This window comes from Haloterrigena sp. H1 (assembly GCF_005938085.1).
Classification (GTDB): Archaea; Halobacteriota; Halobacteria; order Halobacteriales; family Natrialbaceae; genus Natrinema.
Window position 1 is genome coordinate 23,689 of record NZ_SMZK01000007.1, and the last position, 19,248, is coordinate 42,936.

Consider the following 19,248-nt stretch of genomic DNA (forward strand, 5'->3'; position numbering starts at 1 on the left):
ACCTAAGTACGCTCCACTGGGTCACGAGGTGGTATGGTACTTTTGATACCGCACCGGAACCGGGTTGCGTGGTCGAACTCTCGCAACTGCGTTCGTCCCGGACGAAGCACTGCAAAACGAGCGTCGATTACTGAATGTGACCTTCGCGACGGAGCTGGTCGGCTTCGCTCTTTTCGTAGCGCCAGGTGATGTCGGCCTTTTCGTCCTGCCAGTCCCAGGGTTCGACGAGGACGACGTCGTCCTCGCGGATCCAGATGCGTTTTTGCATCTTGCCGGGAATGCGTGCGGTGCGCTCTTTCCCGTCAGCACAGCGTACTTTCACGCGATTCGCCCCGAGCATGTTCGTGACGGTCGCGAAGACCTCGTCGCCCTCGGGCATCCGGAGGTTCTTCCGACCGCCATCTCCGTCGTCGCTCATGGCCGCGGCTTCGCGTTCAAGCGGTTTAACCCTTTATTGTCTTGATCCGCCCGTCACCCGATGCGACCGTCCCAGCTCGGTGTGCCGTCTCGAGCAGGACGTGGAACCACGCTGCTTATTTCGCTTGGCTCTCGACGCGTGGATATGTTACGAAACCTCGGTGCGGTCGGCGTCGTCGGAATCGTGCTCTTGCTCGCCGGCATCGCACTCGTCGCGTACGAGAGTCTCTTGATCGCCGCGGGGATGGCCCTCATCCTCGCTGGCCTCGGACTGGTCGTCAAATCCCTGATCTCGGGGATGCTCCAGAGCTTCGGGATGTTCTGATCGCTCGAACGAGCGCGACTCGAACACCGGGTCAAGCGTTTTGCCCCTACGTCGCGTATCGACCGTATGGAATACACGCTCCAGTACTACGACCTCGTCTTGAGCGGTATCGGAGCGAGCCTCGGGCTCGGTGCGCTCATCGGTTACGCGACCGCCGTCTCGTTTTTGGCTGCGATCGTCGGCTTCGGCGTCGTCGCGATCGCGCTCATCACCCACGCGCTGTTCATCAACGGGCCGGTCGACGACACCGAGGACCTGACCGAGGAGGTCGCCCTCGAGGAGGTGCCACAGGTGTTGTCGCCGATAGAAGCCGGTCCCGAGACGTAACGGACGGCGACTCGAACCCGGTCAGACCTCGTTGTTCCCGGCGCGGTGCTCGCTGATGAGCTGGTCGACCATCGCGGCTTTCCGATCCCGTTTCCGGGCTTCGGCGCGCTCGTGCCAGTCGTCGATGACTGCTTCGACGTCGTCCTCGCGGGCGACGGCGAGTTCGTCGACTTCCTGCATGGCGACGTCGTCGGCGGGACCGACCGGGATCTCGGCGTCGAAGAGGATCTCGTCGGCGATCTCCGAGAGGCCGCCGTCTTTGAGGATCACGCGGGGCTCGAACTCGGCCACGAGCTCGGCCGTCGACCGACCCGCGCCGCTCGCGTCCCGGATGTAGACCACGTCCCCGCTGGCGATGCCGTACTGGTCGTCGGCCTCGCGGATCGCGCCCTTCGTGAACTTCTCGACGACCTTGACCGGGACCAGCCCCTCTTTCTTCGCGGAGACGTCGCTGAAGTTCGAGTGATCGAGCTTCCAGAGGGCCTTCATCCGCTCGACTTTCTTCTCGAGTTGCTCGACCGTCTCGCGGGCCTCGTCGCGCTCGCGCTCGAGCCGGTTCGCTTTCCGCTCTAAGCGGCTCACCTCGCGGTCTTTGCGGACTTCCTTGCGCTCCTGGCGGCGGGCTCCGCTGAGGCTATTTTCGAGTTCGTTGATCCGTTCGTCGCGGTCCTCGACGCGCCCTTCGAGGGTATCGACGTGTGATTTGAGGCGTTCGACCTGGCGCTCGAGGGATTTGATCCGCTTTTCTTCGGCGGTGAGTTCGCGGGGTTCGTGTTCGGTCGCGTCGTCGTCGCTGTCGCCCTCGTCGTCGCGCAGGTCCCGCAGGACGGCCTCGACGCTCTCCTCGCCGGCGACGACGCGGGCGGTGACTTCGCCGCGATCCATGCCCGGCGGGAGCTTGGCGGCGATCCGCTCGAACTGGTCTTCGTGGGCGTCGAGGGCATAGAGTGCGGCGGCCATCGCGTCGCGCTGGTGGTCGTTCTCGTACGGATGCTCGCGCGTGCGATGTTGTTTCTCGTCGATCGGCAGATCCCGCGTGGGCGTCCAGCCCGCGGCGTCGAAGCTCCGGCGGAACTTCTCGACGGTTTCGGGGATCGGCGTCACGTCGGCCGCGACGATAATCGGCCGGCCGCGCTCGACGATCCACTCGATCACTTCGGCGGTGTCGCTGGTCCGAGAACTCCAGACGTCCAGTACCTCCCCTCGAGACCGACGATGGCGACGGCGGTCGTCGTCCCGGGATCGATCCCGACGATGACGTGATCGCGGCGTTTGACCAGCGGCCGGAATTCGATGCCGTCGCGGCGCTCGCGTTCGATCTCGACGCGAACGTCACCAGACCGGTTGCGCGAGACGGGGATATCGCTCGGTCGCGCTTCGACGGTGAAGACGGCGTTGGCGAAGCCGCCGTAGGCCTCGCGGACGTCGCGCTCGTATGCGAGGTTCGCCTCCTCGAGGGCGGACTCGACCTCGCGGGCCCGTTTCCGCACGGAGCCGTGGATGCGGCGGGTGTAGCGATCCTCGCTCCAGCCGCCGCTGCCGGTCGAGCGCCCCCGGGAGACCTTGACCTCCGTCGTGTCGGTAAAGGCCGACACTTCGTGGCCGACGTTGTGGGCGGCCAGCCGGGCCGCGGCCTCGGCTTCTTTCATCGGCTCTTTGCCGTATGGGATGCCGTGGCGTTTCGCGACGCGAGACAGCGGTTCGGGCTGTTCGGCACCCGTCACCTGGACGAGCCGCGTCTCGGCGGGCAGCGAGCCAAGAAAGTGGATCAGCTGGTCTTTGTCGGCGGCGAGTTCGTACATGTTGTCGGTCGCGACGATCGCCGGCTCCTCGTCGTCGATCAACCGCCTGAGTTTCCGGTGGGAGACGACGTCCCGGGTGACGTCGTCGCCGTCGTAAACCGCCAGTGCGTACGATGGCGCGTCACCGCGCACGTCACCGCTCTGAATGTCGACACCGAAGACGACCGCATCGAGCGCACTCGTTCGCGTACTCACAGGAGCCTCTAGGAACGAGTCAGCTATAAATCCGGCGCGGCCTCGCGTGGCTCCGTGGCGGCGGTCGTCGTGTGAGAGACAGGTCCGATCGTCGCTCAGGCGAACTCGACATCAGCGAACTCGAACCGGGCACCGCCATCGCGACCCTCGGTCGCTCGCGTCTGCCAGCCGTGGGCGCTGGCGATCTGGCTGACGATCGCCAGCCCGAACCCGGTACCGTCCGCTGAGTCCGTGTAGCCGGTCTCGAAAACCCGATCTCGCTTCGACGCGGGGATCCCGCGACCGTCGTCTTCGACGTAGAACCCGACTTCGTCGTCGAGTCGGCCGACCCGTACCGTAATCTCCGGCGTGCCGTGCTCGGTATCGTCCTGACGACCGTGCGCGACGGCGTTAGAAAAGAGGTTCTCGAAGACGTGCTCGAGACGGTCGCGGTCGCCGTCGACGCGGAACCGATCCTCGAGCCGAAGGTAAGCGTCGGGTGTGTCGATCCGCTTCCAGCAACGTTCTGCGAGGCTGTCGACGGCCAGTGGCTCGGTCTCACCGACGACGTTGCCCTGTCTGGCCAGTGTCAGCGTCGACTCGACGATCGTTTTCATCCGCTCGAGTGCGTCGTCGATCGCCTCGAGGTTCTCCTGCCCGTTCCCCTCTTGGGCGAGCTCGAGATGACCCTGGGCGACGTTCAGCGGATTCCGGAGATCGTGGGAGACGACGCCGCTGAACTCGTCGAGGCGTTCGATCTGTCGTTCGAGTTCGTGTTCGTGATGGAGGCGATCGAGAATGGTCTCGGCGTTGGCTGCGAGACTCGAGGCGATGTCGAGATCGGGCCGATCGAAGGCACCGACTGCGCGCTCGAGGACGCTGAGCACGCCGTACTCGCCGATGGGGATGTACATCGCCCCGCGGGCGTCGCCACGATCGTAGCCGTCGTCGAGGTCGCGGACATCGTCGTGATACTCCGGTTCGCCTCGCTTGTAGACGCGTGTCACCGGCGTTTCCTCGTCGATCGGGTAGTCCGGTCGCTCGCCCAGGTCGATCCCGTCGCTCTCAGCGAGGGCAACCGGCCGGAGGAGGCGTCCGCCCTCGACGATCCGGAATACGCTACTCTCGTAGCCGAAGAGGTTCGTCGCAGCGGTCGCGACGAGTTCGGCGACCGCTTCCGTCGTTTCGGCCTCCATCAACTCCCGTGTCGCCGTGCGGAGCCTCGTGACCTGTCGGTGGTGTTCCCGTCGTTCGGTCGCGTCGCGGACGACTGCTACGACGTGTGTGGTACCATCAGTGTCGATCGGGCTCAGACTGACATCGACGGGAATCGTCGATCCGTCGGCGTGGCGGCCCCTGAGCTCGAGGCCGACGCCCATCGGTCGCCGCGACGGATTTGCCAGAAACGCGTCTCGTTGGTCGACGTGTGTCTCGCGGATGTCCTTCGGCACGAGTCGCTCGACGCGGTCGCCGACGATGTCCGCGGGCTCGTAGCCGAAGAGGTCTCGAATTCGATCGTTCGCGTACGTGATCTCCCCACCCTCGTTGACGGTGATGACCGCGTCCGGCGCTGCGTTCAGCAACGCAGTCGCGGTGTACTGCGGTGACTCCGTCATTTTCCAACTCACTCATCGACTAGTTGATAAAAGTCTGACGGAAGTAGCCGTACGTGATATCGTCTCTCACAGCGGTGGAAGCGCTGATCTGTGCGCCATGCTGGAACGGATCCGCTTCGCCTTCGGGCGATCGTATCAGTATCAGTATCAGGAGCTATCGCCGCCACTGATAGTTAGTGCCGAGGTCGGATGACCGCCGGCGAGCAGTGTGTCGATCGGTTTTCCGGTCGGCCCTCGTCAGTGGGACGGTCGCTGTCGCCCGCCGGTTCGGGACCGGTTACGCGTCGCCGTCGGGATAGGAGAGCTCGAGTTTCTGCCCGTCGTCGGGGACGCACACGTTCTCGGCGTCGCCCGCGAAGACCTCGCGGGCCTGGCGTTCGTGGTCGTCGGTGTACCCGGCGTACCGCGAGGACAGATGCATCAGTGCGAGCCGGTCCACGCCGGCCCGGTTGGCGATCTCGGCAGCCTGACGGGCCGTCGAGTGGGCGGTGTCGGTCGCCCGATCGGCCATGTCGTCGGCGAAGGTCGCGTCGTGGATCAACAGATCGGGCTCGTCGGCGATGGCGATCGTCGCCTCCGCGGGGCGGGTGTCGCCGGTGTAGACGATCGACCGGCCGGGGCGGGGCTCGCCGACGACTTGCTCGGGGTCGACAGCGGTGCCGTCCTCGAGTTCGACGGACTGGCCCTCGTGAAGTTTCGAGAACTTCGGGCCGACAGGGACACCCAGTTCCTCGGCGCGTTCGCGGTCGAACCGGCCCTTACGGTCGTCTTCGACGAGCGCGTAGCCAACCGAGTTGGTGTCGTGGTCGGTGCCGAACGCGCGCACCTCGTACTCGTCGGCACGGTAGGCGACGTCGCCGCCGCCGACTTCGTTGATCCGCACGGGAAACGCCGGGCGGTTCCCGAGGGCGTTGATCAGCGACTTGAGCTGGCGACGCGTGCCCTGTGGCGTGTGAATCGCCAGCGGCTCCGTCCGATCGTTGAACGCCATCGTCTCGAGCAGTCCCGGAATCCCGAGGACGTGATCGCCGTGAAGGTGCGTGACGAACAGGTGCGAGACCGAAAAGCCGGTCCCAAAGCGCATCATCTGGCGCTGGGTTCCCTCGCCGGCATCGAACAACAGTCCCTCGCCCTCACGGGCGATGAAGACGCTGCTTGGATTCCGTTCGGTCGTCGGAATCGCCCCGGCCGTCCCCAGAAACGTCACGCACAGTGGCATCGATCCATGCTCGGCGGGCCGTAGCTAAACCGGCTTCGGATCGTGAGTGTCGCTGGGCTGTATCTCCATTCCCAGCGGCTCGAGTCGGGCGGATTCCAGCCCCTATTTCCGTGGTAGGGTCGCCCAAACGACCTGTCGGCTGTGCTTACTGGCCGGCGGATCGGGCGGGTCGTCTCTGAACGCGCGTTTCTGACGGCAGGTACCGTCGCTGAGATGTCGTGATGGCCGAGGATCGTGCCCCTGTCTTCGACTGGCTCACCGACCTGCGAACGGTCGGCGCGTTTTACGGTCGTCGAACCCGAACACCGGGACGACGACACCTCCAATGAGCTCGAGAGTGACGTTCAGCACGCTCAAGCGGATCGGCGCGATCGTGATCGCGATCGCGATCGTCATCGCAGCCGGGATCCTCGTCGGGCAGGCACCTGCCATCTTCGGCGTCGAGGAACCACCAGAGGCGTCGATCACGTTCGACGACCAGCGGGGCGACGGCACCAGCGTCACGATCCAGGAGGTGACCCTCTCGGACGGCGGCTACGTCGTCATCACCGACGGCGGTGACGTGCCACTTGCCGTCTCAGATCGGCTCGAGGCTGGCACCCACGAGAACGTGACCATCGAGCGTGAGGACGACGCGTCCCGCGAGCTCGTCGGACAGCTCACCGCGACAGTCCATCAGGATACGGCCTCCCAGGAGGGCTACGCCTACGAGACAACCGATGGCGAAGAGGACCAGCCCTATCTCGAGGACGGGTTCCCGGTCAGCGCCACCGCGACGGTGTTGAGCGGCGACAGCGCGGGTAGCAATTCGTTCGTCGTCGAATCGATCGACGCGCCGTCGTCGGCGACCACCAACGAGACGATCTCGGTGAGCGCCCGGATCCGCAATCCGACCGAGTTCCAAGCCCAACAGCCCGTCGCGGTTCGAATCGGCGGGGCCGTCTTCGCTCGTCAGATGTTCGAACTCGAGCCCGGCGAAGTCCGGAACGTGACCTTCGAGACGGAGACGAACGGCGCGCCACCTGGCAACCAGTCGATCGGCGTCTTCACCGACGACGACGGCGAACTCAGTCGGATCGACCTCGAGTTCCACACCGAGCCGAACGTCGCGGTCGACGCCGCGGGCAACGACAGCGTGACGGTCTCCGCGGCGATTCCCGAGGAGGGGGTCGTTGCACTCGAGCGCGACGGGTCGGTCGTCGGGACGAGCGAGCGACTCGAGCCCGGCGAGCACGAGAACGTCACCGTCGACGTAGACGATGACGTCTCGTTCGACGCGGACGACGAACTGACGGTGACCCTCTACGCGGGCGACCCCGGTGACGTCGAGTCGGCGTCGCCGCTCGAGTTTGAGGGCGAGCCGGTACGGACGTCGTTCACGTTCGGGGTCGTGGCCGACGAGTCCGGTGACGGCGACGAGTAACCGACCGATTCTTACCCGCCCCGATCCTAGCCGCTGGCGATGGACGCGCCGCTGTGGACCGAAACCCACGCCCCGGAGCTGGCCGAGTTGCCACAGGACGACGCTCGTGAGTACCTCGAACGGGCCGTCGCAGAGCCGATCAACCTCCTCCTGCAGGGGCCACCCGGGAGCGGGAAGACGGCCGCAGCGCGCGCACTGGCCCGCGAGGCCCACGCCGATCCGGACAACGATTTCGTCGAGATCAACGTCGCCGACTTCTTCGGGCGGACCAAAACCGAGATCAAGAACGACCCCCGGTTCGAGCACTTCCTCGTCGGCCGCTCGTCGATGTCCAAACGGGACATGATCAACCACGTCCTCAAAGAATCCGCGAGCTACGCCCCCGTCTCGGGCGGCTACACTACGATCTTGCTCGACAACGCCGAGAACGTCCGCGAGGACTTCCAGCAGGCGTTGCGCCGGATCATGGAACAACACCACCGGACGACCCAGTTCATCGTCGCGACCCGCCAGCCCACCAAGCTCATCCCCCCGATCCGCTCGCGGTGTTTCCCCGTCTCCTTCCCGTCGCCGACCAGTGGGGAGATCGTGACCGTCCTCGAGCGCATCGTCGAGCGCGAGGGCGTCGACTACGACGCCGACGGCCTCGAGTTCGTCGCGGGCTACGCCGATGGCAACCTCCGGCAGGCGATCCTGGCGGCCCAGACGACCGTCGAGGACGAAGGCGAGCTCACGATGAGCGCGGCCTACGAGACGCTCGGCGATGTCGGCCTCGAAGACGAGATCGAGTCGATGCTCGACGACGCCGAGGCCGGCGCGTTCACCGACGCCCGGTCGACGCTCGACGACCTGCTCGTCGACGAGGGCCTCGACGGGACCGAGGTCGTCGAGTCGATCCTCGAGGTGGCCCGTACGCGCTATCAGGGGCACAACTGGCGCGGGTCCACTGGCTCGCTGCCGACGTCGAGTTCGAGATGCACGAGGGGACCAGCGACCGCGTCCACGTCTCACACTTGCTGGCCGAACTGGGTCGCAACGCTGAATAGCCGACTCTCGCTTCGTGATACTGCCGGACGACACGATTCACACGGCGATCGCGTGTTCACTGACTGTTGTCCGACAGTATGATCGAAGCACCTTTCTCCGCGCTGTGGGTGAACACGCTGTATGCCAACGGTTCGTGAGACGCACATCGAGAATCGCTTTCGCGTGCAGCCAAACCATGCGAACAGCAACGGCACGCTCCACGGCGGCAACCTGATGAAGTGGCTCGACGAGCTCGCCGGCATGGCGGCGATGCGATTCGCCGGCGAGACTTGCGTCACCGCACAGGTCAACAGCCTCGCGTTCGAACGCCCGATCCAGATCGGCGACACGGCACTGGTCGAGGCCTACGTCTACGACGCGGGGAAAACGAGCGTCCACGTCGCATTACGGGCCAAACGCGAGAATCCACGAACCGGCGAGACCGAAAAGACGACCGAATCCTCGTTTACCTTCGTCGCGATCGACGAGGACGGCTCACCGGTTCAGGTTCCCGATCTCACCGTCGACACGGAGGAAGGTGAACGGCTTCGTCAGCGCGCGATCGAGGCCGACTACTGACCCTGCCCGGCGGGGTCGCCGTCGCTGTGACGATCTTCGAGCACCATCACGTATCGCGTCAGCGACCGATGCACGCGGCGTTCGAAGACTGACTCGATCTCCCAGCCGGCCGCCCGGGCCTCGCTCGCCCACGAGCGATCGGCGACGACGACCGTTCGCGAGGCTACCCGCCGAGCTTCGCTGAGCGCGCCCGCGACGAGGTCCTCGAGCCGGTGGGTATCGATCTTCGACTGGCGGCCGTAGGGGGCGTCGAAGACGACGCCGTCGACCGCGTCGTCGACCAAGGGGAGTCTGGTCGCATCGCCACGGCCGACGTGCCACGTTCCGCGGTCGCAGCCGGTCGGTGAGGGGTCGTCGCGCGCGAGGAAGTGCCGTAAGTTCGTCTGCGCGCCCTCGGCCATCTTCGCCTGCGCGTCGGTCCCGATCACGTCCGCACCGACGAGGCCGGCCTCGACGAGGACGCCGCCGGTGCCACACATCGGGTCCAGAATCGTCCGTCCTGGTTGCGCACCAGCGATGTTCGCGACGGCGCGAGCCAACAGCGGATCCATGCTGCCGGGCTGGAAGAAGGGTTTGTCCGTCGGGGCGCGCGTCCCGAAATCGCGGACGCTCTCGGCTGCGAGCCAGCCGATCGCACTGGCCGAGACCTGCTCGCCTGTGGTCCCTTCATCGCCCTCGAGCGGTTCGAGTATGCTGGCGTCTCCGCTCTCGAATGTCCCCTCAGCAAAGACGACTCGCAGACAGTGGTCGGGGTCGTCGAGATCCACCGTGAAGCCGCGATCGACCAGGATCTGTCCCAGTTCACGCTCCGCGCGCTCGGTGCTTATGCCGCTCGAGCCGTGGACGTCGGTCGCCCGCACCGCGACCGTCCCCTCTCGTTCGATCGGTGCGGTCTCGAGGACCGCGCGAGCGCTCGCGATGTCGGCGTCGCCGCGGCCGAGCAGCTCGCTGGCGCGGTGGGTATAGGCGAGCCCACGGACGCGCTCGGGAACGATCGTCTTCGCGACGGCGAGTCCTGGTGCGATTCGAGCAACGCCGGTCGCGGCGTGTGCCGCTTCACGGGCCGCGAACGCGTCGTCCTCGCCACCTAACTCGAGCAGATACACGGTCGATGGTCACTTCGGGTCGGCTATGAGCCTACCGCTTTTCGTAAACGACACCCCACTACGGCTTCGGTTTGCGTCCCGCCGTGTTGCCGTTCGTCGGCGGCTCATGGCACTCGTTTGCCATTTACTACTGGACAGCAGTCAATACGCGCCGGTCGCGAATTTGCGGCCGACTGCACGTCGGTCTGTCCGGCAGTAACTGTCTGCTTTCCGGAGAGTGTCGCTGCGTTTGATCTCCTGCACCCAAAAATCAGGGCGTTCTGGACCGGTACCGGTGTATGAACCGGATATATCAGGTGTCGGCACCAACCTTTATAAACCTTAAATACGTCTTTTTAAGCGACTAATGACGGATCCGAAGGACACTATCAACATCGAAAACGTGGTGGCGTCGACCGGTATCGGACAGGAACTCGATCTTCAGAGCGTCGCGATGGACCTCGAGGGTGCCGATTACGACCCCGAGCAGTTCCCCGGTCTCGTCTACCGAACGCAGAATCCCAAATCCGCCGCGTTGATCTTCCGGTCGGGGAAGATCGTCTGTACCGGCGCGAAAAGCACCGACGACGTCCACGAGAGCCTGCGGATCGTCTTCGACAAGCTTCGTGAACTCCAGATTCAGGTCAACGAAGACCCAGAGATCGTCGTCCAGAACATCGTCACCTCGGCCGACCTGGGCCGCAACCTCAACCTGAACGCGATCGCCATCGGGCTCGGCTTAGAGAACATCGAGTACGAACCCGAGCAGTTCCCCGGCCTCGTCTACCGACTCGACGAACCCGAAGTCGTCGCGCTGCTCTTTGGCTCGGGCAAACTCGTGATCACTGGGGGCAAAAAGCCAAAAGATGCCGAGCACGCCGTCGACAAGATCGTCTCCCGCCTCGAGGATCTGGGGCTGCTCGAGTAACGCCGTCCGCGTTCGGTTTCACTCGAGGCGACGCCACCAGCGTCAGTCCGTTCATACTGCCGGCCAACACGGTTCACACGCCGCTCGCACGCGAGCTACGACGGTCTCCACGGACTGTTGTCCGACAGTTGCAGCGACGTATCGCCGGTGACCGACTGCCGTCGGTCACGCACCCGCGACCGTCCGCTTTTACTACTTTTCAAGAGTGATGACGTACCGCCGTTCGGAACTGTCTCGAGGATCGTTCGCAGTCACTTCCGTATCGATCACCCGAATAATCGTTACTTTATCCGGATTATCGACCGTTCATTCCGGCCGCAGAGCGGCTTACTGGCCTGAATCGGGCCATAGTAAGTGAAACGACCGACTCCGTTTATCCGGTGTCTCGTCGCTGACTCTCACGTGCCCATGACGATCAACTCTGATCGATCGCTCGCCGTTTCGGATCGATTTCACCTCGGTAACGACGGCGTGATCGATCGCCGTTCGCTCCCACGCGAGACGATCGACCGTATCGTCGACAACGACCGACGGCGTGGGGTGCTTCGCTGCGTGCTCGCAGCCGACGAGCTGATTTCGGTCCAGCGGCTCGTCGCCCAACTTGCCGACGCCGAATACGATCCCACGGTCGGGACGCCGATCCACCAGCTCCGCCAGCGGATCCACGTCTCGCTGTGTCGGACGCATCTGCCGCTGCTCGAGGAACACGATATCGTTCGCTACGACCGGGCGCGAAGCCTCGTCGGGCCAGCGGTAAACGTCTCGGCGTTCGAATCCCTGCTCGAGTCCGAGTCGCTCGAGCAGTCGGTACAATAATCCGCGCCGCGCTCGCCCGTGATTACTCGACGAGACGCTCGATCTCGGTCACCAAAATGTCGCTCGCACCGGCCGCTTTGACGTCCGTGATCGTCTCGAAGACGTCCGTCTCGTTGACGACGGCGTGTACCGCGACCTTCCCGTCGCCGTCCGTTTCATCGGCGATGTCCATGACCGTCGGGCCGCCAAGACCTGGGATGACGTCGCGGACGTCGTCGAGTTCGGCTCGTGGCACGTTCATCATCAGGTAGCGCTTGCCCTCGGCGTGTTTGACCGAGGACAGCGCGGTCCTGACCTCCCCGACTTTCGGTTCATCGAGGACGTCGTCGCGGCCGAACAGCCGCACCGAACTCGAGAGGACTTCGTCGACGATGGCCAGCCGGTTCATTTTCAGCGTGGTACCGGTGCTCGTGATGTCGACGATGGCGTCGGCCATCTCGACGTGGGGGGTAAGTTCCGTCGCGCCCGAGACCTCGACAATGTCGGGTTCGACGCCGGTGTCAGCGAAGAAATCGGCGGTGATGTTCGGGAACTCGGTGGCAACGATCTTGCCAGCCAGATCGTCGACGGACGTGATGTCTCCGTCTTCGGGCGCTGCGAGGACGAGCCGACAGCGCCCGAACTCGAGGTCGAGCAACTCTGCGACGTTGTCCACGCGGGCCTCACAGACCTGGTCGAAGCCGGTGATCCCCAGATCGGCCGCGCCGTCGGCGACGTACTCCGGGATATCGGCTGCGCGGGCGAACAACACAGTGACATCGGGATCGACCGTATCGGCGTAGAGTTTCCGGTCGGCTCCGTTCTCGAGATGGAGCCCCGCCCGCTCTAAGAGATCGATCGTCGGCTCGTGCAGGCGGCCCTTGTTGGGAACGGCGATTCGCATGTGACACCGTTTGGATTGCAGTGGGGAATTGTCTTTTCATCCGGGCAAACGGTCGGCGTCGCCGACGGCGTGGACCTCGCTCGAGCCGTGGGTCGGCGGCGTCGATCCGCTGTGCCTTTCATCGACGACCACCTAGACCACCGTATGTTCGGGTCGCGAACCGCGACCGCCGTGGTCGGACTGCTGGGGAGTCTCCTCGTGAGTGCCGTCCTCTGGTGGCGGTTCGATACGGTCGCGGTCTTTCTGTTCGTTCCCTTCGTTCCGTTTCTGTTCGGTAGGTCGGGACGAAAGTCGTCGGAACCACCGGTTCGAACGTGTCCCGTCTGTGGGTTTCAGACACGTGATCCGGCGTACGAGTACTGTCCGCGCGACGGGACGGCCCTGGAGACGTCACACGCTGGCGAGTCTCCCTCAGCGTGAGTCGCGCTCGAGCGCTTCTCGGCGCTGTTCGTACTCCTCGTCGCTCATCTCGCCGCGGGCATACGCGAGGCGAAGCTCCTCGAGCGCGCGGTCGCCGTCGCCGTCCGTTCCAGTGACCGCTCGATAGAGGAGATAGCCGCCACCGACGATGGCGGCGACGAACAGCAGTTGCATCAGGACGGCGACGAGGGGCATCCAGCCGGGTACTGTTCCGCCACCCCAGGTTCCGTGGCCCCACATGCCGCCCATCATCGGCCCGAAGCCCATCATTCCGAACCCCATGAAGACCATCGGCAGCACGACGAGAGCGCCGATGACGATGAGGACGATTGTGACCAGTCGTGTATCGCGTGTGTCTGTTGCCATGTTCATTCACCGGCGACGGAGCGTCCCGTCTCCAATTAGGTGTACGGCCTCCCAAGTCAATGCAGTTCTCCCTTCAAATCCAATGCCTGTGGGAGAGTAAACTTCGATCTCTAGATCCGATCAATTCAACTATCGCGATTGAATCGCACGTCGTCACAATCAGACGTTCGAGGGGGTACGCGACGTGCTCGCGGTCCTATGCAGCGTCGTGTCCGTCTGTAGCGGCGTCTCGAGTGTGCGATGGTCGCCTCGAAACCTCCGTACTGGCGCGTCGAGATATCGATCGTCCTCACGCTGCTATCCTAACCCTACAGGGTCGATCACTTTCGAATCGGTCGTTTGAGGGCCAACGATGCCGATTTTCGAAGGGCAATCGCAATAGCCGATCCATCCGATAGACTATGTATGGTGGTGCCACCTCTCGAAGGGGTTCTCGAGTCGCTCCGGATCGGGCTCGGATTCCTCTGGACGGCGGCCTGGGCGATCATCATGGGACTCACGATTACGAGTCTCGTCCAGGTGTACGTCTCGAAGGAACGAATGGCGCGGGTGCTCGGGGACGACGACCTCTCGAGTCTCGCGATGGCGACGGCGTTCGGCGCGGCGAGTAGCGGCTGTAGTTTCGGTGCGGTCGCCATCGGCAAGGGGCTGTTCGCGAAGGGCGCACACGTGGTGAACTTCCTCGCGTTCATGTTCGCCTCGACGAACCTCATCGTCGAACTCGGCCTGATGATCTTGATCCTGCTGGGCTGGGAGTTCCTCGTCGCGGAACTGCTCGGTGGGCTCGTCCTCATCGCGGTCATGGCGCTTATCGTCCGGCTGACGCTCCCGGAGACGCTGTTCGACGACGTTCGCACGGAACTCACCCGCCAGGACCACGATCACGGCGCCATGGTGGACCCGACCTGTGGCATGGAGGGGTCCGACGAACACACGATCGTCACCGACGGCGGTGAGACGCTGCAGTTCTGTTCTGAGGGCTGTCTGGAGACCTACCGTCAGCAGACGGCGGGCAGCGGCGCGTGGTACGACGACCTCCGCTCGTGGGGTGGTTGGTACCAACTCGGGAACCAGTACCGCAAGGAGTGGTCGATGATCTGGACGGACATCGTCGCGGGCTTTCTCATCTCGGGGTTCGTCATCGTGTTCGTCCCGCAGTGGGTCTGGAACGCGCTGTTCCTCGAGGGCGATGGGCTCCTAATCACCGCCGAAAACGCGATCATGGGCGTCACGATCGCCGTCATCAGTTTCGTCGGGAGCATGGGAAACGTCCCGTTCGCCGTCGCGCTCTGGGGCGGCGGCATCAGCTTTGCCGGCGTCATCGCGTTCGTCTACGCCGATCTCATCACCATCCCAGTGTTGAACGTCTACCGGAAGTACTACGGCTGGTCGGTCATGCTCTACATCCTCGGCGTCTTCTTCGTGACGATGGCCTTCACCGGGTTCCTCATGGAGTTGCTCTTCGACGCGCTCGGCATCGTCCCGAACTTGGCTGGCGGCGAGACGGCGACCGAGCAGACGTACTTCGCGGTCAACTACACCTTCCACCTCAACCTCGTCGCGTTCGCGCTTTCCGGCTTCCTCCTGTACGTGTATCGCCATGGACTCGGTGCACCCGGCCAGTACCGCGATCCGGTCTGTGGGATGCGAACTGATGTCGACGGCCCGAGCGCCACACACGACGGTGAGACGTACTACTTCTGTTCGACTGCCTGCAAGCGGGCGTTCGAGGATGCACCTGCCCAATTCGCGGACACCTCTCCGCGCATTTCGGATGCCGACCGGTCACACGAGAATCACTGACTCCCGCTGCGCTCCGCTGAAAAACTATCGTAGCCACTGAACGTTACTGCACACCCGATCGCACGACGACTGTGCGATCGGTGTGTAAATCGTTTCAGTTGCTACTATAGCGCTCTTCTCATACTGTCGGACAGAAGTCAATACGAAGTCGGTCGCTCTGCTGCGGCCGTCACCGGTGGAGACGGCCGCGAATCCGCGACCGATCTTCACGTCGTTCTGTCCGGCAGTATCACCGTCCCACCGAGTGGACGCTGTCTGATCGTCCGGTCGGTGACCGACTCGAGGCGGTACTTACGCTGACGCGTCGTAGCCGGCCTCGTCGACCGCGCTGACGAGGTCCTGAGTCGCCGCGTCACCTTCGACGGTCGCCTGCGCTGCGTCAAGGTCGACCTCGACCGACTGGACACCCTGAACGTTCGCGAGCGTTTCTTCGACGCTCTGTTCGCAGTGTTCACACGACATCCCCTCGACGGTGATCGTCTGGCTCATACGGCCGTGTATGGACACCCGATCTTTGTACATTTCTACTTTCGATTCCAAACCGAGCGCGACCGAAACTTTCGACCCGAAAGTAGCTGCCGCTACACTCTTTGCTATCGAGCACCACCCGTCTGTATGCGCGACCTCGACGAAACAGACATGGAGATCCTGCGGTTGCTGGCCGAGAACGCTCGCCGACCGTACAGCGAGATCGCTGAGGCGGTCGGCCTCTCCGGGCCGGCCGTCTCCGACCGCGTCGAGCGCCTCGAGGCGGCGGGCGTCATCAACGGCTTCACTGTCGATGTCGACCAGTCACAGCTTCGGGCGGGCGTTCCGGTGTTCGTGCGCGCGACCGTTCCGCCGGGCACTGTCGCCGACTGCAAGGCAGCGCTCGTCGACGCCGACGCGGTCGAACACGTGTTCGTCACCGCCGACGGTGACTGCTGGTTCTACGCGCGCGCGCAACTCCAGCGGGTCCACGAGTGGCTCGAGGGACTGTTTCCCGTCGACGGCGTCGACTACGACGTGACGCTGATCGACGACGCCGAGTGGACACCGTCGCTCGACGGGACGGCGTTCGCGCTCACCTGCGCGGAGTGTGGCAACACCGTCGACAGCGAAGGCGAGTCGACCCGCATCGACGGCGAAGTGTACCATTTCTGTTGTCAATCCTGTCGAGGCCGGTTCGAAGAGCGGTACGACCGGCTCGAGGAGGCCGCGTGATACTACTGGACAGCAGTCACGACGACGCCGGTCGCATGTGTGCGGCCGTCACTGGGGACGGCCGCGAAGTCGCGACCGGCTGCACGTCGTTCTGTCTGGCAGTATGAGTTACGACTCGAAAGAAATCACGGCTCGAAACTTTGCGTTCTAACCAGTAAAGAGGGTAAGTCACCACTCCTTAGTAGTTACTAATGAGTACCCGGACCGCACACCTGGATATTCGGGGCATGAGTTGTGCGAACTGTTCGCAGTCGATCAACAGTGCCCTGGAGTCCACAGATGGCGTACACGAGGCGAGTATCAACTTCGCTACCGACGAGGGAACCGTCGAGTACGATCCCGAGCAGGTGTCACTCGCCACGATCTACGAGACGATCGATGACGCCGGCTACCACGCCGACCGTGCCAGCCGGTCGATCGGCATTACGGACATGACCTGTGCGAACTGCGCCGAGGCCAACGAGACGGCACTCGAGTCCGTCCCCGGCGTCATCGACGTGGAGGTCAACTACGCGACCGACGAGGCCCAGGTCGAGCACAACCCCGTCGACGCCTCGCTCGAGGAGCTGTACACAGCCATCGAGAACGCTGGCTACATGCCCGTTCGCGAGGAGGAGGGCGACGATGGCGAGGGGCAGTCGGACCAGGAGCGCCGCGACGCGGCCCGACAGGCCGAGATCCGCAAGCAGCTTCGGCTGACGCTCTTCGGCGCGGTGCTATCGGCCCCGTTCCTGTTCTTCCTTGCGAATCGGTTCCTGCTCGGCGGGGAGCTGCTGCCTGAGACGGTCTTCGGCGTGACCTTCGGCTGGGTCGAGTTCCTGCTCGCGACGCCGGTCTACGTCGTGCTCGGCCGCGAGTTCCTCGCGAACTCGTACACGGCGCTCGTCAAAAACCGGACCGCCAACATGGACGTCCTGATCGCACTGGGCTCGTCGACGGCCTACATCTACAGCCTCGTCGTCCTGCTTGACCTCCTCGCGGGGAACCTCTACTTCGACACCGCCGCGATGATCCTCGTGTTCATTACGCTGGGCAACTACCTCGAGGCCCGCTCGAAGGGCCAGGCCGGCGATGCGTTGCGAAAGCTGCTCGAGATGGAGGCCGAGACGGCCACGCTGGTCGACGACGACGACGGCACCGAGCGTGAGGTGCCACTCGAGGATGTCGACGTGGGCGACCGGATGAAGGTCCGGCCGGGCGAGAAGATCCCGACCGACGGCGTCGTCGTGGACGGCCAGTCCGCGGTCGACGAGTCGATGGTGACCGGCGAGTCCGTCCCCGTCGAGAAGGAGGACGGCGACGAGGTGATCGGGTCGACGATCAACGAGAACGGCGTGCTGGTCGTCGAGGCGACGAAAGTCGGTGAGGACACGGCGCTACAGGGGATCGTCCAGACGGTCAAAGAGGCACAGGCGCGCCAGCCAGAAATTCAGAATCTCGCCGATCGCATCTCGGCGTACTTCGTCCCCGCAGTCATCCTCAACGCGACGTTCTGGGGACTGATTTGGTTCCTCTTCCCCGAGGCGCTGGCCGGCTTCGTCAGCGCGTTGCCGCTGTGGGGCTGGTCGGCGGCGGCCCGGCGGCGCTCTCGACGTTCGAGTTCGCGATTGTCGTCTTCGCCTCCGCCGTGTTGATCGCCTGCCCCTGCGCGCTCGGGCTGGCAACGCCCGCGGCGACGATGGTCGGCTCCACCCTCGGCGCACAAAACGGCGTCCTGTTCAAGGGCGGTGACGTCTTGGAGCGCGCGAAGGACGTCGACACCGTCGTCTTCGACAAGACCGGGACGCTGACGACCGGCGAGATGACGCTGACCGACGTGGTCGCCCTCGAGGGCGATCGGGCGGCGACCGACGGTGGCGAACCGGCGACCGACGGCGGCGCAGTGGCGACTCGAGCGCCGCTCGAGGGTGACGAAGTGCTCCGCCTCGCGGCCAGCGCCGAGCGCAACAGCGAACACCCGCTCGCACAGGCGATCGTCGAGGGTGCCGAGGAACGCGGTCTCGAGCCCGCCTCCCCCGACGAGTTCGAGAACGTCCCTGGACAGGGCGTCCGGGCGACCGTCGAGGGTCGCGAGGTGCTGGTCGGGAATCGGCGGCTGCTCGAGAGCGAGGGCGTCGACCCTGCGCCTGCAGCCGACGAGATGGAACGCTTAGAGCACGAGGGCAAGACCGCGATGTTGGTCGCAGTCGATGGCGCGGTCGCGGGCGTGGTCGCGGACGCCGACACGGTCAAGGACAGTTCGGCTGACGCGGTCGCGGCTCTGCAGGAGCGCGACCTCGACGTCATGCTGATCACCGGCGACAACGAGCGGACGGCCCGCGCCGTCGCCGAACGGGTCGGGATCGACCCCGACAACGTCCGGGCGGGTGTCCTCCCCGAGGACAAGGCCGACGCGGTCGAAGACATCCAGTCCGGGGGTCGCAAGGCCATGATGGTCGGCGACGGCGTCAACGACGCGCCCGCGCTCGCGGTCGCATACGTCGGTACCGCCATCGGGTCGGGGACGGACGTGGCCATCGAGGCAGCGGACGTAACGCTGATGCGCGACGACCCGCTCGACGTGGTGAAGGCGATCCGGATCTCGCAGGCCACGCTGGACAAGATCAAGCAGAACCTCGTCTGGGCGCTTGGCTATAACACCGCGATGATCCCGCTCGCCTCGCTGGGCCTGCTCCAGCCGGTGCTCGCGGCCGGTGCGATGGCGTTGTCGTCGGTGTCGGTCCTCTCGAACAGCCTGCTGTTCCGCCGGTACACGCCCGACCACGACTACCGGCTGTTCGGGTGGCTCCGGCGTTGACGGCTCGAGCCGACTGCTTCTGCGCTGTCGATCTGCCTG

At 64.6% G+C, this 19,248-nt stretch carries 16 protein-coding genes and 3 pseudogenes; 11 read left to right on the top strand and 8 right to left on the bottom strand.

Features of this window, described 5'->3' with window-relative positions:
• Positions 1-127: 127 nt before the first annotated feature.
• The gene (gene eif1A / locus E2L06_RS21155; RefSeq protein WP_138783222.1) at positions 128-418 is read right to left on the bottom strand and encodes a translation initiation factor eIF-1A; all 291 of its coding nucleotides are present in this window, start codon (positions 416-418) and stop codon (positions 128-130) included.
• 144 nt (positions 419-562) lie between these two features.
• Here eif1A and E2L06_RS21160 point away from each other — a divergent pair, with 144 nt between their 5' ends.
• Positions 563-742, top strand: a complete 180-nt coding sequence (locus tag E2L06_RS21160) for a hypothetical protein (RefSeq protein ID WP_138783221.1) — start codon at positions 563-565, stop codon at positions 740-742.
• Between the two features lie 66 nt (positions 743-808).
• Entirely contained in the window at positions 809-1,069 is a 261-nt protein-coding gene (locus E2L06_RS21165; protein WP_138783220.1) for a hypothetical protein, read from the top strand.
• 21 nt (positions 1,070-1,090) lie between these two features.
• Here the strand turns inward: E2L06_RS21165 and E2L06_RS21170 are convergent.
• The 3 genes and pseudogenes from E2L06_RS21170 to rnz all read right to left on the bottom strand — a co-directional run bounded on the left by E2L06_RS21170 (position 1,091) and on the right by rnz (position 5,880).
• Positions 1,091-3,066 (bottom strand): annotated as a pseudogene (locus tag E2L06_RS21170) (DUF460 domain-containing protein).
• A 95-nt stretch (positions 3,067-3,161) separates the two neighbouring features.
• Complete coding sequence (locus E2L06_RS21175; RefSeq protein ID WP_138783346.1) at positions 3,162-4,661, bottom strand: PAS domain-containing sensor histidine kinase; 1,500 nt, start codon at positions 4,659-4,661, stop codon at positions 3,162-3,164.
• A gap of 277 nt (positions 4,662-4,938) precedes the next feature.
• A complete protein-coding gene (rnz, locus tag E2L06_RS21180) occupies positions 4,939-5,880 on the bottom strand; it encodes a ribonuclease Z (RefSeq protein ID WP_138783345.1) in 942 nt (313 codons plus the stop codon).
• 325 nt (positions 5,881-6,205) lie between these two features.
• Between rnz and E2L06_RS21185 the strand changes: the two genes are divergently transcribed.
• From E2L06_RS21185 to E2L06_RS21195, 3 genes and pseudogenes are all read left to right on the top strand, one after another.
• On the top strand, positions 6,206-7,303 hold the full coding sequence (locus E2L06_RS21185) for a DUF4179 domain-containing protein (protein ID WP_138783216.1): 1,098 nt from the start codon (positions 6,206-6,208) through the stop codon (positions 7,301-7,303).
• 39 nt (positions 7,304-7,342) lie between these two features.
• Positions 7,343-8,349, top strand: a pseudogene (locus E2L06_RS21190) (AAA family ATPase).
• A gap of 121 nt (positions 8,350-8,470) precedes the next feature.
• Positions 8,471-8,908, top strand: a complete 438-nt coding sequence (locus E2L06_RS21195) for an acyl-CoA thioesterase (protein WP_138783215.1) — start codon at positions 8,471-8,473, stop codon at positions 8,906-8,908.
• On the opposite strand, the gene E2L06_RS21200 is transcribed toward E2L06_RS21195, so the two are convergent.
• A complete protein-coding gene (locus tag E2L06_RS21200) occupies positions 8,902-10,014 on the bottom strand; it encodes a THUMP domain-containing protein (RefSeq protein WP_138783214.1) in 1,113 nt (370 codons plus the stop codon). The two genes, E2L06_RS21195 and E2L06_RS21200, sit on opposite strands and share 7 nt — an antisense overlap.
• A gap of 346 nt (positions 10,015-10,360) precedes the next feature.
• On the opposite strand from E2L06_RS21200, the gene E2L06_RS21205 reads away from it, so the two are divergent.
• Together E2L06_RS21205 and E2L06_RS21210 are read left to right on the top strand one after the other, a co-directional pair.
• Complete coding sequence (locus E2L06_RS21205; RefSeq protein ID WP_005554970.1) at positions 10,361-10,921, top strand: TATA-box-binding protein; 561 nt, start codon at positions 10,361-10,363, stop codon at positions 10,919-10,921.
• A gap of 408 nt (positions 10,922-11,329) precedes the next feature.
• Entirely contained in the window at positions 11,330-11,737 is a 408-nt protein-coding gene (locus tag E2L06_RS21210) for a hypothetical protein (protein ID WP_138783240.1), read from the top strand.
• A 22-nt stretch (positions 11,738-11,759) separates the two neighbouring features.
• On the opposite strand, the gene hisG is transcribed toward E2L06_RS21210, so the two are convergent.
• Complete coding sequence (hisG, locus tag E2L06_RS21215) at positions 11,760-12,620, bottom strand: ATP phosphoribosyltransferase (RefSeq protein WP_138783213.1); 861 nt, start codon at positions 12,618-12,620, stop codon at positions 11,760-11,762.
• Positions 12,621-12,764: 144 nt separating this feature from the next.
• Here hisG and E2L06_RS21220 point away from each other — a divergent pair, with 144 nt between their 5' ends.
• On the top strand, positions 12,765-13,040 hold the full coding sequence (locus E2L06_RS21220; protein WP_138783212.1) for a hypothetical protein: 276 nt from the start codon (positions 12,765-12,767) through the stop codon (positions 13,038-13,040).
• On the opposite strand, the gene E2L06_RS21225 is transcribed toward E2L06_RS21220, so the two are convergent.
• Positions 13,032-13,406 carry an SHOCT domain-containing protein gene (locus E2L06_RS21225; protein WP_138783211.1) on the bottom strand — a complete coding sequence of 125 codons (375 nt, stop codon included), beginning with the start codon at positions 13,404-13,406 and terminating at the stop codon, positions 13,032-13,034. The genes E2L06_RS21220 and E2L06_RS21225 overlap by 9 nt on opposite strands.
• 405 nt (positions 13,407-13,811) lie before the next feature.
• Between E2L06_RS21225 and E2L06_RS21230 the strand changes: the two genes are divergently transcribed.
• Positions 13,812-15,209: a permease gene (locus tag E2L06_RS21230; RefSeq protein ID WP_138783210.1), complete on the top strand. Its 1,398-nt coding sequence runs from the start codon at positions 13,812-13,814 to the stop codon at positions 15,207-15,209.
• Between the two features lie 291 nt (positions 15,210-15,500).
• On the opposite strand, the gene E2L06_RS21240 is transcribed toward E2L06_RS21230, so the two are convergent.
• Positions 15,501-15,698 carry a heavy-metal-associated domain-containing protein gene (locus E2L06_RS21240; RefSeq protein ID WP_138783208.1) on the bottom strand — a complete coding sequence of 66 codons (198 nt, stop codon included), beginning with the start codon at positions 15,696-15,698 and terminating at the stop codon, positions 15,501-15,503.
• Positions 15,699-15,824: 126 nt separating this feature from the next.
• On the opposite strand from E2L06_RS21240, the gene E2L06_RS21245 reads away from it, so the two are divergent.
• Both E2L06_RS21245 and E2L06_RS21250 read left to right on the top strand, forming a co-directional pair.
• Positions 15,825-16,412: an AsnC family transcriptional regulator gene (locus E2L06_RS21245; RefSeq protein WP_138783207.1), complete on the top strand. Its 588-nt coding sequence runs from the start codon at positions 15,825-15,827 to the stop codon at positions 16,410-16,412.
• Positions 16,413-16,603: 191 nt separating this feature from the next.
• Positions 16,604-19,209: pseudogene (locus tag E2L06_RS21250) on the top strand (heavy metal translocating P-type ATPase).
• Positions 19,210-19,248 lie beyond the last annotated feature (39 nt).